This window comes from Streptomyces sp. NPDC005017 (assembly GCF_042873115.1).
Classification (GTDB): domain Bacteria; phylum Actinomycetota; class Actinomycetes; order Streptomycetales; family Streptomycetaceae; genus Streptomyces.
In genome coordinates, this window is the sequence record NZ_JBIALD010000001.1 from 529,276 (window position 1) to 543,690 (window position 14,415).

At 71.5% G+C, this 14,415-nt stretch carries 14 protein-coding genes; 9 read left to right on the forward strand and 5 right to left on the reverse strand.

All coding sequences use genetic code 11. The features are described 5' to 3' along the window. Positions 1 to 50: 50 nt before the first annotated feature. The 6 genes from ACFYR0_RS02240 (at position 51) to ACFYR0_RS02265 (ending at position 5,477) form a co-directional block, all read left to right on the forward strand. On the forward strand, positions 51 to 1,151 hold the full coding sequence (locus tag ACFYR0_RS02240) for a carbohydrate kinase family protein (protein WP_389321113.1): 1,101 nt from the start codon (positions 51 to 53) through the stop codon (positions 1,149 to 1,151). A gap of 616 nt (positions 1,152 to 1,767) precedes the next feature. Then, positions 1,768 to 2,835 carry a PhoH family protein gene (locus ACFYR0_RS02245; RefSeq protein ID WP_389320789.1) on the forward strand — a complete coding sequence of 356 codons (1,068 nt, stop codon included), beginning with the start codon at positions 1,768 to 1,770 and terminating at the stop codon, positions 2,833 to 2,835. A gap of 13 nt (positions 2,836 to 2,848) precedes the next feature. Then, positions 2,849 to 3,346 carry an rRNA maturation RNase YbeY gene (gene ybeY, locus ACFYR0_RS02250; protein WP_389320792.1) on the forward strand — a complete coding sequence of 166 codons (498 nt, stop codon included), beginning with the start codon at positions 2,849 to 2,851 and terminating at the stop codon, positions 3,344 to 3,346. 19 nt (positions 3,347 to 3,365) lie between these two features. Next, positions 3,366 to 4,667 (forward strand): hemolysin family protein, encoded by a 1,302-nt coding sequence (locus ACFYR0_RS02255; RefSeq protein ID WP_389320795.1) that lies wholly within the window; start codon positions 3,366 to 3,368, stop codon positions 4,665 to 4,667. Next, positions 4,664 to 5,023: an MmcQ/YjbR family DNA-binding protein gene (locus tag ACFYR0_RS02260; protein ID WP_389320797.1), complete on the forward strand. Its 360-nt coding sequence runs from the start codon at positions 4,664 to 4,666 to the stop codon at positions 5,021 to 5,023. The genes ACFYR0_RS02255 and ACFYR0_RS02260 overlap by 4 nt, the downstream gene beginning before the upstream one ends. Before the next feature lie 100 nt (positions 5,024 to 5,123). Beyond that, on the forward strand, positions 5,124 to 5,477 hold the full coding sequence (locus ACFYR0_RS02265) for a cytidine deaminase (RefSeq protein WP_389320800.1): 354 nt from the start codon (positions 5,124 to 5,126) through the stop codon (positions 5,475 to 5,477). A 7-nt stretch (positions 5,478 to 5,484) separates the two neighbouring features. On the opposite strand, the gene ACFYR0_RS02270 is transcribed toward ACFYR0_RS02265, so the two are convergent. Beyond that, a complete protein-coding gene (locus ACFYR0_RS02270; RefSeq protein ID WP_389320803.1) occupies positions 5,485 to 5,823 on the reverse strand; it encodes a P-II family nitrogen regulator in 339 nt (112 codons plus the stop codon). Continuing rightward, positions 5,820 to 7,127, reverse strand: coding sequence for an ammonium transporter (locus ACFYR0_RS02275; protein ID WP_389320806.1), 1,308 nt, complete (start codon positions 7,125 to 7,127; stop codon positions 5,820 to 5,822). The genes ACFYR0_RS02270 and ACFYR0_RS02275 overlap by 4 nt, the downstream gene beginning before the upstream one ends. A 185-nt stretch (positions 7,128 to 7,312) precedes the next feature. On the opposite strand from ACFYR0_RS02275, the gene era reads away from it, so the two are divergent. Next, on the forward strand, positions 7,313 to 8,299 hold the full coding sequence (gene era / locus ACFYR0_RS02280; RefSeq protein WP_389320809.1) for a GTPase Era: 987 nt from the start codon (positions 7,313 to 7,315) through the stop codon (positions 8,297 to 8,299). Positions 8,300 to 8,523: 224 nt separating this feature from the next. Here era and ACFYR0_RS02285 read toward each other — a convergent pair whose 3' ends face one another. From ACFYR0_RS02285 to ACFYR0_RS02295, 3 genes are read right to left on the reverse strand one after another with little or no spacing between them, the layout of a single operon-like run. Next, positions 8,524 to 9,852 carry a GH1 family beta-glucosidase gene (locus ACFYR0_RS02285; RefSeq protein WP_389320812.1) on the reverse strand — a complete coding sequence of 443 codons (1,329 nt, stop codon included), beginning with the start codon at positions 9,850 to 9,852 and terminating at the stop codon, positions 8,524 to 8,526. A 46-nt stretch (positions 9,853 to 9,898) separates the two neighbouring features. Then, on the reverse strand, positions 9,899 to 10,165 hold the full coding sequence (locus ACFYR0_RS02290) for a protealysin inhibitor emfourin (RefSeq protein WP_389320815.1): 267 nt from the start codon (positions 10,163 to 10,165) through the stop codon (positions 9,899 to 9,901). A gap of 20 nt (positions 10,166 to 10,185) precedes the next feature. Then, positions 10,186 to 11,256: a M4 family metallopeptidase gene (locus tag ACFYR0_RS02295; protein ID WP_389320818.1), complete on the reverse strand. Its 1,071-nt coding sequence runs from the start codon at positions 11,254 to 11,256 to the stop codon at positions 10,186 to 10,188. A gap of 407 nt (positions 11,257 to 11,663) precedes the next feature. Here ACFYR0_RS02295 and leuA point away from each other — a divergent pair, with 407 nt between their 5' ends. Together leuA and ACFYR0_RS02305 are read left to right on the forward strand one after the other, a co-directional pair. Next, positions 11,664 to 13,385, forward strand: coding sequence for a 2-isopropylmalate synthase (leuA, locus tag ACFYR0_RS02300; RefSeq protein ID WP_389320822.1), 1,722 nt, complete (start codon positions 11,664 to 11,666; stop codon positions 13,383 to 13,385). 207 nt (positions 13,386 to 13,592) lie between these two features. After that, the gene (locus tag ACFYR0_RS02305) at positions 13,593 to 14,291 is read left to right on the forward strand and encodes a TerB family tellurite resistance protein (protein WP_386378426.1); all 699 of its coding nucleotides are present in this window, start codon (positions 13,593 to 13,595) and stop codon (positions 14,289 to 14,291) included. The last annotated feature ends 124 nt before the right edge of the window (positions 14,292 to 14,415 follow it).

Genomic DNA, 14,415 nt, shown 5'->3' on the forward strand with positions numbered 1-14,415 from the left:
TGTGTCCGCCATGTGTCAGGAGCGCCATCGTGATCGCGTCCGAGGTGTCCATGGGGCAGGGGCCGCACCGCAGGTCCCAGGTCGACCCGCTCGCCGGGCTGCGGGCGCCCGCGGACCCGCCGTGGGACGTCTACCTCACCGGCACCGTCTTCCTCGACATCATCTTCACCGGGCTGGACTCCGCACCCGTGCGCGGCACCGAGTCCTGGGCGCGCGGCATGGGCTCCAGCCCCGGCGGCGTCGCCAACATGGCCACCGCGCTGGCCCGCCTCGGGCTGCGCACCTCCCTCGCGGCGGCCTTCGGCGACGACCACTACGGGGAGTACTGCTGGGACGCGCTGGAGCAGGGCGAGGGGATCGACCTCGGCTCGTCGCGGACGGTGTCGGGCTGGCACTCGCCGGTCACCGTCTCCATGGCCTACGAGGGGGAGCGCACGATGGTCTCCCACGGCCACGAGCCCCCGCCGGAGGAGCCCGCGCCGGACTGCCCGCCCCGGGCCCGGGCCGCCGTCGCCTCCCTCACACCCGGCAGACGGGCGCCGTGGATCGCGCAGGCCGCGGGGCAGGGGACGCGGCTGTTCGCCGACGTCGGCTGGGACGACACCGGGGCGTGGGATCTCGCGGGGCTGGCGGATCTGGAGCACTGCGAGGCCTTTCTGCCCAACGCGCAGGAGGCCATGCGGTACACCCGCACCGGGTGCCCCCGCGCTGCCGCGCAGGCGTTGACCGCTTACGTGCCCGTCGTCGTGGTGACGCTCGGCGCGGAGGGGGCCTACGCCATGGACGGGCGTACGGGGGAGACCGCCGAGGTCCCCGCCATCGCCGTCGAGGCGCTCGACCCCACCGGGGCGGGGGACGTGTTCGTGGCCGGCTTCGTCACGGGCACGCTCGCCGGGTGGCCGCTGGCGGACCGGCTGGCCTTCGCCGGGCTGACGGCGGCGCTGTCCGTGCAGGAGTTCGGGGGGTCGCTGTCGGCGCCGGGCTGGAGCGAGGTGGCCGCGTGGTGGCGCAAGGTCCATTCCCTGGCCGACCAGGACCCCGCGGCCCTGCGCCGCTACGCCTTCCTGGACCGGCTGGTCCCCGACGACTGCGTACGCCCCTGGCCGCTGCGCCGAGCCGTCCCCACGATCGGCTTCGGCAAATCCACCTGACCCCCGGCCCGAGCGCCCCGGCCCAGGCCGCGCCCCACCCAGCCCGGGCATGGGCCCCCGACCCTCCCCGGGCCCGGGCGCCCCTTCCAGGGCCGCTCCCCGCCCACCCGGGTCCGGCCACCCCCACCCGCCCCGGGTCCGGGCGCCCCCACCCGCCCCGATCCAGGGCCGCTCCCCGCCCACCCCGGGTCCCGGCGTCCCACCACCCGACCTTGGAAGGTGCCGCCGCGCCCACCCGTGCCGCCCCAAGCGGCACGCCTGCCCGCGGCTGGGAGCCGGGGAGGCGGGGCTGTGCCGATACGCGGCTCCGCCACGTGACCGCGCCGGCGCACACCGCCCTGCTTTCAGGGGCGCGGGGAACCGCGCGACCAGCCCACGAGGGCCCGCACCCGCCCCACGCCACGAGCGCCCGCACCCGCCCCGCTGCACAAGCGCAAGACGGCCCGCACCCGCCCCGCGCCACAAACCGCCCCGCACCAACGGCCACCCCAGCCACACCCACCTCATGAAAAGGCCTACGGCCTCGACCGCCCCCCGGCGTACTCTGGATGGCGCGAGGCCGCCCTCAGCCACGCGGCCGTGACGAGGAGGAAAAGCAGGCCTACAGAGCCGGCCCATGACTCAGACACCCACAGCTCACAGCCCCGCGCAGGGGCAGGCACGAGCACAGTTCACCGTCCCCGCCCAGCATCCGATGGTCACCGTGCTGGGGTCCGGAGACTCCCTCCTGCGCGTGATCGAGAAGGCCTTCCCGGCGGCCGACATCCACGTCCGGGGCAATGAGATCAGCGCGGTCGGCGAAGCGGCGGAAGTCGCCCTGATACAGCGCCTGTTCGACGAGATGATGCTCGTGCTCCGCACCGGGCAGCCGATGACGGAGGACGCAGTGGAACGCTCGATCGCCATGCTGAGGGCGAGCGAGAACGGCGAAGGCCCGGAGGAGACCCCGGCCTCGGTTCTCACCCAGAACATCCTGTCCTCGCGCGGCCGCACCATCCGTCCGAAGACGCTCAACCAGAAGCGCTACGTCGACGCGATCGACAAGCACACGATCGTCTTCGGCATCGGCCCCGCGGGCACCGGCAAGACCTACCTCGCCATGGCCAAGGCCGTGCAGGCCCTGCAGTCCAAGCAGTGCAACCGCATCATCCTGACCCGCCCGGCGGTGGAGGCGGGCGAGCGCCTGGGATTCCTGCCCGGCACCCTGTACGAGAAGATCGACCCCTACCTGCGCCCGCTCTACGACGCGCTGCACGACATGCTCGACCCCGACTCCATCCCGAGGCTGATGGCCGCCGGGACGATCGAGGTCGCGCCGCTCGCCTACATGCGCGGCCGCACCCTCAACGACGCCTTCATCATTCTCGACGAGGCCCAGAACACCAGCCCCGAGCAGATGAAGATGTTCCTCACCCGCCTCGGCTTCGACTCGAAGATCGTGATCACGGGCGACGTGACCCAGGTCGACCTGCCGAACGGCACCAAGTCCGGCCTGCGCCAGGTCCAGGACATCCTGGACGGCGTCGAGGACGTCCACTTCTCCCGGTTGTCGTCGCAGGATGTCGTCCGCCACAAGCTGGTGGGCCGTATCGTCGACGCGTACGAGCAGTACGACAGCCAGCACGGCACGGAGAACGGCGCGCACAGGGGCGGCCGGGGCAAGGCCGGGCACAAGGGGAAGTAGACCGAGCACGACCATGTCGATCGACGTCAACAACGAGTCCGGAACCGAGGTCGACGAGCAGGCGATCCTCGACATCGCCCGCTACGCACTCGCACGGATGCGCATCCACCCGCTCTCCGAGCTCTCGGTGATCGTCGTGGACGCCGACGCCATGGAGCAGCTGCACATCCAGTGGATGGACCTGCCAGGCCCCACCGATGTCATGTCCTTTCCCATGGACGAGCTCCGGCCGCCCGGCAAGGACGACGAGGAGCCCCCGCAGGGCCTGCTCGGCGACATCGTGCTGTGCCCCGAGGTCGCCGCCAAGCAGGGCGCCGAGGCGGACACGCAGCACACCATGGACGAGGAGCTCCAGCTCCTCACCGTCCACGGTGTGCTGCACCTGCTCGGCTACGACCACGAGGAGCCGGACGAGAAGGCCGAGATGTTCGGCCTCCAGGCGGCCATCGTGGACGGCTGGCGGCAGGAGAGGGGCCTGACCGGCCCGTCGCCCGCGCCGACCGTCTCGTAGCAGAGCGCTCGAGTCGACCATGAGTCCTCAACTCGTCCTCGGCGCGATCCTGCTGACCGTCGTCGCCTGGCTCGCCGCCTGCGCGGAGGCCGGCATCGCGCGGGTCTCCAGCTTCCGCGCCGAGGAGGCCGTGAAGTCCGGCCGCCGCGGCAGCGCGAAGCTCGCGCAGGTGGCCGCCGACCCCACCCGCTACCTGAACGTGGCCCTGCTGGTCCGCGTCGCCTGCGAGATGGCGGCCGCGGCCCTGGTCACCTACGCCTGCCTCGCGGAGTTCGACTCCACGGCCGAGGCCCTGCTGGTCGCCATCGCGGTCATGGTCCTGGTGTCGTACGTCGCCGTCGGGGTGTCCCCGCGCACCATCGGCCGCCAGCACCCGATGAACACCGCCACGGCGGCGGCGTACGTGCTGCTGCCGCTGGCCCGGGTGATGGGCCCGGTCCCGTCGCTGCTGATCCTCCTCGGCAACGCCCTCACCCCCGGCAAGGGCTTCCGGCGCGGCCCGTTCGCCTCCGAGGCCGAGCTGCGCGCGCTGGTCGACCTCGCCGAGCAGGAGTCCCTCATCGAGGACGAGGAGCGCCGTATGGTGCACTCCGTCTTCGAGCTCGGCGACACCCTGGTGCGCGAGGTGATGGTGCCGCGCACCGACCTCGTCCTCATCGAGCGCTACAAGACCATCCGCCAGGCCCTCACCCTCGCCCTGCGCTCCGGCTTCTCCCGGATACCCGTGACCGGCGAGAGCGAGGACGACATCGTCGGGATCGTCTATCTGAAGGACCTCGTCCGCAAGACGCACATCAGCCGCGACGCCGAGTCCGAGCTGGTGTCGACCGCGATGCGCCCGGCGTTCTTCGTGCCCGACACCAAGAACGCCGGCGACCTGCTCCGCGAGATGCAGAAGGAACGCAACCACGTCGCCGTCGTCGTCGACGAGTACGGCGGCACCGCCGGCATCGTCACCATCGAGGACATCCTCGAGGAGATCGTCGGCGAGATCACCGACGAGTACGACCGGGAACTGCCGCCCGTGGAGAGCCTGGGCGAGGACCGTTTCCGGGTCACCGCCCGCCTCGACATCACCGACCTCGGCGAGCTGTACGACCTGGAGGAGTACGACGACGAGGACGTGGAGACCGTCGGCGGACTGCTCGCCAAGGCCCTCGGCCGGGTCCCCATCGCCGGCGCCTCCTCGGCGGTCGAACTGCCCGACGGCCGGCAGCTCAGGCTGACCGCGGAGTCCTCGGCGGGCCGCCGCAACAAGATCGTGACCGTGCTGGTGGAGCCGGTCGCACCGGCCGGGACCCCCGAGGAGCAGCCGGAGTGACGCCCCAGGAGCTGCGCGCCCTCTGCCTGTCGTTCAACGCGGCGGTGGAGGACTTCCCGTTCCGCCCGGAGATCTCCGTCTTCAAGGTCCGGGGCAAGCTGTTCGCCCTCACCGACCTGGGCGCGCGGCCCCTGACGGTCAACCTCAAGTGCGACCCGGACGACGCGGTGCGGCTGCGCACCGAGCACGAGGGCCTGATCGTCCCCGGCTACCACATGAACAAACGCCACTGGAACACGGTGACGGCCGACGGCACCCTCCCCGACGGCCTGGTCCGCGAACTCGTCGAGGACTCCTACGACCTCGTCGTCGCGGGCCTGCCCCGGCCCGACCGCCTCCGCCTCGACCGCCCCTAGGACCGGCCGTCCCCTTCCGGAACACCGGGCCCCGAGGGGCGGCGCGGGGCCCTGCACCCCGTCGCCGGGTGAGCCCGGGACGCCTACGTATCCTCGACCCATGACCGACAGCAACGCGCTCGACCCCGAGGACCGCAAGATCGTCACCCTGGCGCGCTCGGCCCGCGCCCGCAACGGGGTGCCGGAGGGCGCGGCCGTCCGCGACGAGACCGGCCGGACCTATGTCGCGGGGACGGTGGAGCTGGACTCGCTCGAGCTCAGCGCCCTGCGGACCGCCGTCGCCATGGCGGTGGCGTCCGGGGCGAAGTCGCTCGAGGCCGCGGCGGTGGTGACGGAGGCGCGGTCGGCGTCCGACGCGGACCTGGCCGCCGTACGCGATCTGGGCGGATCCGGGACGCCGGTGCTGGTCGCCGGCCCGGACGGGACCGTGCACACCACCGTCACCGCCGGCTAGGACCCTTCTACAGGGCGTCCGGGCCGCGCTCGCCCGTGCGGACCCGGACGACCGTGTCGACCGGCAGCGCCCACACCTTGCCGTCGCCGATCTTGCCGGTGTGCGCGGCCTTCACCACCGCGTCGATCACGTCGTCGGCGGCCGCGTCGTCGACGACGACCTCGATCCGGACCTTCGGCACGAGGTCGACCTGGTACTCCGCGCCGCGGTAGACCTCGGTGTGCCCGCGCTGGCGGCCGTAGCCGCTGGCCTCGGTGACGGTCAGACCCTGGACGCCCAGTTCCTGAAGGGCGTTCTTCACTTCGTCGAGGCGGTAAGGCTTGACGATCGCGGTGATGAGCTTCATGCCTGGGGCCTGACCTTCTGGGCGGTGGGGACGGAGTGGGCGACCGGGGCGCCGTGCCCCAGGACGCCGTGATCGTATGCGGTCTCCGCGTGCACCGTAAGGTCCAGGCCGGTGTGCTCGTGGTCCTCCTCGGCCCGGAAGCCCAGCACCTTGTCGATCAGCCTGGCGATGCCGTAGGTGACCGCGAACGCGTACGTCCCGACGGCCACGACCGCCACGAGCTGCCTGCCGAGCTGGCCGAGTCCGCCGCCGTGCAGCAGGCCCTCGGGCCCGCCGGTCATGGACTCCACCGCGAAGACGCCGATCAGCAGGGTGCCGATGACACCGCCGACCAGGTGCACCCCGACGACGTCGAGCGAGTCGTCGTAGCCGAACCTGAACTTCCAGCTCACGGCGTAGGAGCAGACGACACCGGCGGCCAGGCCGACCACGAGCGCGCCGAGCAGGGACACCGAGCCGCAGGACGGGGTGATCGCCACCAGGCCCGCGACCGCGCCCGAGGCGGCGCCCAGGGTGGTGGGGTGGCCGTCGCGCCGCTGCTCGACGAACAGCCAGCCCAGCAGGCCCGTGCAGCCCGCGGCGAGGGTGTTGAGGAAGGCGGCGGCGGCCAGGCCGTTGGCGCCCAGCGCCGAGCCCGCGTTGAAACCGAACCAGCCGAACCACAGCAGACCGGCGCCCAGCATCACCATGGGCAGGTTGTGCGGCCGCATGGAGTCCTTGCGGAAGCCCAGCCGCGGGCCCAGGACCAGGCACAGGGCGAGACCCGAGGCGCCCGAGGTGATCTCCACGGGCAGACCGCCCGCGAAGTCCAGCGCGCCCAGCTCGGCGACGATCCAGCCGCCCGGGCCCCACACCCAGTGGGCGACCGGGACGTATACCGCCAGCGCCCACACGGGCACGAAGACCAGCCACGCCCCGAACCTGGTCCGGTCCGCCACGGCACCGCTGATCAGCGCGGCGGTGATGATCGCGAAGGTGAGCTGGAAGGTGGCGAAGAGCACGGTGGGGACCGTGCCGTGGACGCTGTCCGGGCCGAGGCCCGCCATGCCGAGGTGCTCCAGGCCGCCGATCAGCCCGCCGCCCGCGTCCTCGCCGAAGGCGAGCGAGTAGCCGGCCGCCAGCCACACGACCGTGACCAGCGCGATCGAGACGAAGCTCATCATCAGCATGTTGAGGACGCTCTTGGCGCGGACCATGCCGCCGTAGAACAGGGCCAGGCCCGGGGTCATCAGCAGGACGAGGGCGGTGGCGGCGAGCAGCCAGGCCGTGTCGCCGGTGTCGACGTGCGCTGCGGCAAGGGTCACGGTCGTCTCCAACGGGTGGGGGATGCGAGAGAGACTCACCGCTGTCGGTTTCCGGTCGCGTACGGGTGTGTTTCCGTGAGGTTTCGTTGCCGTCGGGTTTCCGGAAGCTCACGGTGGGTGCCGTGCGGAACGGTCTTCGTGCCGGTGGTGCGGTACGGCTTCGGGGATCAGGGAGAATGAGCGGCATGAGCGCTCGCAACCAGTCATCCGAACAGCCGGCCGAGGATGGGGGCACCTCTCGCGCCCTTGAGGCAGCGGGGGAGCACCGGGCCGGTTTCGCGTGCTTCGTGGGACGGCCCAACGCGGGCAAGTCCACCCTCACGAACGCTCTGGTCGGGCAGAAGGTGGCGATCACCGCCAACCAGCCGCAGACGACCCGGCACACGGTCCGGGGGATCGTGCACCGCCCGGACGCGCAGCTGATCCTGGTGGACACCCCCGGGCTGCACAAGCCGCGCACGCTGCTGGGCGAGCGGCTGAACGACGTGGTCCGCACGACCTGGGCCGAGGTCGACGTGATCGGGTTCTGCCTCCCGGCGAACGAGAAGATCGGCCCCGGCGACCGCTTCATCGCCAAGGAGCTGGCGGGGATCAAGAAGTCCCCGAAGGTCGCCATCGTCACCAAGACGGACCTCGTCGACTCCAAGACCCTCGCCGAACAGCTGATCGCGATCGACCAGCTGGGCAGGGAGCTGGGCATCGAGTGGGCGCAGATCGTCCCGGTGTCGGCGACCGCGAACAAGCAGGTCGACCTGCTGGCGGACCTGCTGATCCCGATGCTGCCCGAGGGCCCCGCCCTGTACCCCGAGGGCGACCTCACCGACGAGCCCGAGCAGGTCATGATCGCGGAGCTGATCCGTGAGGCCGCGCTGGAGGGTGTGCGCGACGAGCTGCCGCACTCCATCGCCGTGGTCGTCGAGGAGATGCTTCCGCGCGAGGACCGGCCCGCCGACAAGCCCCTCCTCGACATCCACGCCTTCGTCTACATCGAGCGGCCCAGCCAGAAGGGCATCATCATCGGCCCCAAGGGCAAGCGGTTGAAGGAGGTCGGGATCAAGTCGCGCAAGCAGATCGAGGCGTTGCTGGGTACGCCGGTGTTCCTCGACCTTCATGTGAAGGTCGCCAAGGACTGGCAGCGGGATCCGAAGCAGTTGCGGAGGCTCGGTTTTTGAGCGTGGCTCGGGGCGCGAGGGCGTTGTAGGGCGCCTTCTGCGCGTGCCTCCTCGGGTGGGGTGGCGGGTGCGGGTCGTGTGCGGCTTGTCGCGCAGTTCCCCGCGCCCCTCAGGGCGGTGTCGGCCGTGTGCCTTTATCGGGCGCGCTGGGACCTGTGCGCCTTCAGGGCGTTGCCGGCGGCGTGCCTTCGGACGGACTGGAACCCGCGCCCCGTTCGGGGCGTTCAGGTGTGCTGGTTCCTGAGCAGGGACCGGTACCAGGCGTATGACGCCTTGGGGGTTCTGGTGCGGGTCTCGTGGTCGACGTGGACCAGGCCGAATCTGCGCTCGTAGCCCTCCGCCCACTCGAAGTTGTCCAGGAGGGACCAGACGAAGTACCCGCGGACGTCGACGCCCTGCTCGATCGCGCGGTGCAGCGCGCGGACGTGGCCGTCCAGGTAGGTGATGCGGGCCTGGTCGTCGAGGCCCTCGTAGGAGCAGCCGTTCTCGGTGATGACGACGGGCGGCAGGCGCTCGGCGTAGCGGCCGCGGAAGTCCGTCAGCAGTTCGGTGAGCGCCGAGGGGACCACCGGCCAGCCGAAGTCGGTCCTCGGGACGTCCTCGATCTCCCTCACGGAGAAGGGGAGTTCGGCGGGCATCCGGACGCCGCCGAAGTCGATCTCCGTGCCCTGCGGGGCGCCCACCCGGGTCGGGGCGTAGTAGTTGATCCCGTACCAGTCGACGGGCTCCCCGACGACCTTCAGGTCCGCGGCCACGTCGCCCGGCATGAGTTCGGCGATGCCCTCCGGGTACCGCCCGAGCAGGACCGGGTCCGCGAACAGGCGGTTGAGCAGCAGGTCGTAGAAGCCGGCCGCCTCCAGGTCGGCCTCGTCGCGTGAGGCCGGCCAGGTCGGGCCGTGGGAGTTGGCGATACCGATGTCCGTGGCGCCGGCCGCGCGCAGCGCCTGGACGGCCAGGCCGTGCGCGAGGAGCTGGTGGTGGGCGACCGGCAGGGCGTCGAACAGCAGCTGCCGGCCCGGGGCGTGGACGCCGAGGGCATGGCCCAGCAGGGTGTGCTCGGCGGGCTCGTTGAGGGTGATCCACTTCTCCACGCGGTCGCCGAGCCTGCCGGCGACGACCGACACGTACTCCGCCAGCCGCGCGGCGGTGTCCCGCTCCAGCCAGTCCAGCGCGGCCGGCAGGTCCCAGTGGAAGAGGGTCGGCACCGGGCGGACCCCCGCCGCGCACAGCTCGTCGACGAGCCGGTCGTAGAAGTCCAGGCCGCCGGGGGCGTTCACCCGGGGCCAGGAGACGGAGAACCGGTAGGCGTCCACGCCGAGCCCGGCCAGCAGCGCCACGTCCTCGCGGTAGCGGTGGTAGTGGTCGCAGGCCACGGCCGCCGTCGAGCCGTCCTTCACCCGGCCCGGCACGGCCGTGAACTCGTCCCAGACGGAGGGGCCGCGCAGCTCAGCGGCCCCCTCGATCTGATGGGCCGAGGTCGACACGCCCCACAGGAAGCCGGCCGGGAAGCGGGGCATCGCGTCGCGCTCATGAGTCGCCATGCGCCGGATCATCCGTACCGTCGGTAACGGAAGTCAACGGGCAGGCGGGAAGAACCCGTTACGCGCCTTCCTTGAGCACCCTGCTGATCAGCCTGCGCTGCTCCTCGGTGAGCCGTGGGTCCGCGCAGTACACGGTCTTCCCGTCCACCGTGATCTGGTAGCTGAACCCGTCGGGCACGCCGATCGGGGGCGTGCCCCGGCCGTCCGCCATCGCGCCGTCGGCCAGGGCCTGCCACTCCCGGGCGTCGTCACGGCCCGAGGTGTCCACCTCGGCATGCCGCTCGATGCCCCCGAAACCACCTGTGCGCCGCACCAGAATCCGCATGGTTCCTGTCTAGTACGGAACTACGGCGTGCGCACGCCGACCTGCTCCCAGGCCTTGGTGACGGCCTGGAGCTCGTCGCCCTCGCGGTAGCGGTCGCGGGCCGCCGCGACGGTGAGGGCGGCGAAGTCCTCGAACTGCGCGTCCTCGGTGAGCCGGCCGCCGGTCAGCACGTCGTACCAGATCTGCCCGGCCCGTTCCCAGGCGTGACCGCCGAGGGCGGTGGCGGCGAGGTAGAAGGCGTGGTTGGGGATGCCGGAGTTGATGTGCACGCCGCCGTTGTCGCGGCCGGTGTGCACGTAGTCGTCCATGGTCGCGGGCTGCGGGTCCTTGCCGAGCACGTCGTCGTCGTACGCCGTGCCCGGTGCCTTCATCGAGCGCAGGGCCGTGCCGGTGACGCGCTCGGCGAGCAGGCCCGCGCCGATCAGCCAGTCGGCCTCGGTGGCGGTCTGGCCGAGGGTGTACTGCTTGATCAGCGAGCCGAAGACGTCGGAGAGCGACTCGTTGAGGGCGCCGGACTGGCCGAAGTAGGCGAGGTTCGCGGTGTACTGCGTGACGCCGTGGGCGAGTTCGTGGCCGATGACGTCGATGGGGATGGTGAAGTCGTTGAAGATCTCCCCGTCCCCGTCGCCGAACACCATCTGCTCGCCGTTCCAGAAGGCGTTGTTGTAGTCCTCGTCGTAGTGGACCGTGGCGTCCAGCGGGAGGCCGTCGCCGTCGATCGAGTCGCGTGCGAAGGCGTTCCGGAACAGCTCGAAGGTGGCACCGAGTCCCGCGTAGGCGCGGTTGACGGTGGCGTCCTTGCCGGGCTCCTGGCCTTCGCCGCGGACCCTCTCGCCGGGCAGGGCGGTCCGGTGCCGGGCGTCGTAGACCGTGCGGTGCGGCTGTCCGGTCTCCGCCTCGGGCGGCGCGGCGATCGCGGGCGCGCCGATCACCGTGGTCAGGCGGCGCTGGGTGCGTTCGAAGGCGTCGCGCTGGAGGGTCCGGCGGGCGGGTCCGGCGAGCGCGGGGTCCTCGGCGCGGGCGAGCGTGTCGAGGACGTGGGGCGGGACGATGGTGCAGAAGACGGGCTGGAAGCCCCCGTTCGTCGTCATGGCGGAACCATTGCACCGGGTGAGCGGGATGTCACCGGTTGCCACCATGATTGGTGAAATGTGGGGATGAGGGGGGTGTGGATGGTCGCTCTGTGCTACCGGCCGCGGGTCACGCGTGACCGGTGGCGCCCGCGCGGCGGAGTCGCGTCCCGGCTCCGCGCCCCTCGGGGTGTGGGTGGTGGCGTGACGTGGCACACCTTTTGTCCTGATATGGCACACGGTCCCGCATACTGATACACACCGCCACAACCGGAAGGGCTCGGCTAGCATGCTGCGCATCATGCGTTTCGGGCTGCTTCTTCTTAGCTGCCGCGGCGAGGGCCTGTAGTTCAGGTCGACTCCCTCCCCGCGGAGCTTCGTGTTGCGTGTCGGCCGTCCATCCGGACACCAAGAGGAGCCCCGCACTCATGGCGAACCGCCAGCAGCCCAGCACGATGCCGGTCCACAAGTACGGACGGTACGAACAGGTCGACATCTCCGACCGGACCTGGCCGGACCAGCGGATCACCGCCGCCCCCCGCTGGCTCTCCACCGACCTGCGTGACGGCAACCAGGCCCTGATCGACCCGATGTCGCCCGAGCGCAAGCGCCGGATGTTCGACCAGCTGGTCAAGATGGGCTACAAGGAGATCGAGGTCGGCTTTCCCGCCTCCGGCCAGACCGACTTCGACTTCGTGCGCTCCATCGTCGAGGAGCCCGGCGCGATCCCCGAGGACGTCACCATCTCCGTACTGACCCAGGCCCGTGAGGACCTGATCGAGCGGACCGTGGAGTCCCTGAAGGGCGCCCGGCGGGCGACCGTCCACCTGTACAACGCGACCGCGCCCGTCTTCCGCCGGGTCGTCTTCCGCGGCTCCCAGGACGACATCAAGCAGATCGCCGTCGACGGCACCCGTCTGGTCGTCGAGTACGCCGAGAAACTGCTGGGCCCCGAGACGGAGTTCGGCTTCCAGTACAGCCCGGAGATCTTCACCGACACCGAGCTGGACTTCGCGCTGGAGGTCTGCGAGGCGGTGATGGACGTCTACCAGCCGGGTCCGGGCCGCGAGATCATCCTCAACCTGCCCGCCACCGTGGAGCGTTCGACGCCCTCCACGCACGCGGACCGCTTCGAGTGGATGCACCGCAACCTGACCCGCCGCGAGCACGTCGTGCTGTCGATCCACCCGCACAACGACCGCGGCACCGCCGTCGCCGCCGCCGAGCTGGCGCTGATGGCCGGCGCCGACCGCGTCGAGGGCTGCCTGTTCGGACAGGGCGAGCGCACCGGCAACGTCGACCTGGTCACCCTGGGCATGAACCTGTTCTCCCAGGGCGTCGACCCGCAGATCGACTTCTCCGACATCGACGAGATCCGTCGTACGTGGGAGTACTGCAACCAGATGGAGGTCCACCCGCGCCACCCGTACGTGGGCGACCTGGTCTACACGTCCTTCTCCGGCTCCCACCAGGACGCCATCAAGAAGGGCTTCGACGCCATGGAGGCCGACGCGGCCGCGAAGGGCGTCACCGTCGACGACATCGAGTGGGCGGTCCCCTACCTGCCGATCGACCCCAAGGACGTCGGCCGCTCCTACGAGGCGGTCATCCGCGTCAACTCGCAGTCCGGCAAGGGCGGTATCGCCTACGTCCTGAAGAACGACCACAAGCTGGACCTGCCGCGCCGGATGCAGATCGAGTTCTCGAAGCTCATCCAGGCCAAGACGGACGCCGAGGGCGGCGAGGTCACGCCGAAGGACATCTGGGCGGTCTTCCAGGACGAGTACCTGCCGAACCCGGAGAACCCCTGGGGCCGCATCCAGGTGCGCAACGGGCAGTCGACCACCGACACCGACGGCGTGGACACGCTCAAGGTGGAGGCCACCGTCGACGGCGTCGACACCGTCCTGGCCGGCACCGGCAACGGTCCGATCTCGGCCTTCTTCGACGCCCTGCAGTCCATCGGCATCGACGTACGCCTGCTGGACTACCAGGAGCACACGATGAGCGAGGGCGCCTCCGCGCAGGCCGCCTCGTACATCGAGTGCGCGATCGACGGCAAGGTCCTGTGGGGCATCGGCATCGACGCGAACACGACACGTGCCTCGCTGAAGGCCGTCGTCTCCGCGGTGAACCGCGCCGCCCGCTGACCTCACCGGACCGGCGCCCCGCCCGGTCCCCGGCCGCTTCGGACGCCCCCTCCGCCGCTCACCCGGCGGGCGGGGCACCGTCGTTTCCCGGCCAATCGACACCCCAGGTCACGGAAAGGTCTCGTCCAAGGTGCTGACTGCACCTCCGTAATGTGGCTAACATCACGCCAGCGCGGCGATGTCGCCGCGGGCCTACGGAGGTGCGACGTGCTGCCAGGACGGGGACGGGACGGCCGGGCGGGCAAGGCTGTGCGCATCCTGGGGACCCGCACCGTGTGGACCGCCGTGGGCGACGGACAGTTCTTCTGCCCCGCCTGCGGGGGCGACCGCAACTACCAGCGGCTGACCGGCCGCCGCCGCTTCACCGTGCTGGGCGTGCCCCTCGTGGCGCGCGGCGAGACCGGCCCCGCCGTGGAGTGCGCCGCCTGCCGCCGCCGCTACGGCACCGACGTCCTCGACCACCCCACCACCAGCCGCTTCTCCGCGATGCTCCGGGACGCAGTGCACACGGTCGCCCTCGCGGTGCTGGCCGCGGGCGGCGGCCCGCGCACCCAGTTCGCCCTGAGCGCCGCCGCCTCGGCCGTGCGCCGGGCCGGCTTCGACGACTGCACCGAGGAACAGCTCAACGCCCTGGTCGAGGCGCTCGCCGCGGACACCGGCCGGGTCTACGGCGCCCCCTGCGGGCCCGGTCTCGCCATAGAGCTCCACGAGGCCCTCGACCCGCTCGCCCCGCACCTCGCCCCGCCCGGCCGCGAGTCGATCCTCCTCCAGGGCGCCCGCATCGCCCTCGCCGACGGCCCGTACACCCCCGCGGAGCGCGAGGTGCTCGCCACGGTCGGCTCCGCGCTGACCATCACGGCCGACGAGGTCACCCGCCTCCTCGCGGCGGCCTGCACGCCGTCCTGAACCGGCACCTCACCTCTCCCTTACTCCCCCGGGAGTACCCGGGCCCGCGGCACACCTCGGGCAGTACCCCCGAACTCGCCCTCGCGCCCGACGATCCGGCCCCCGCCGTGCGGGAGTCCGGAGG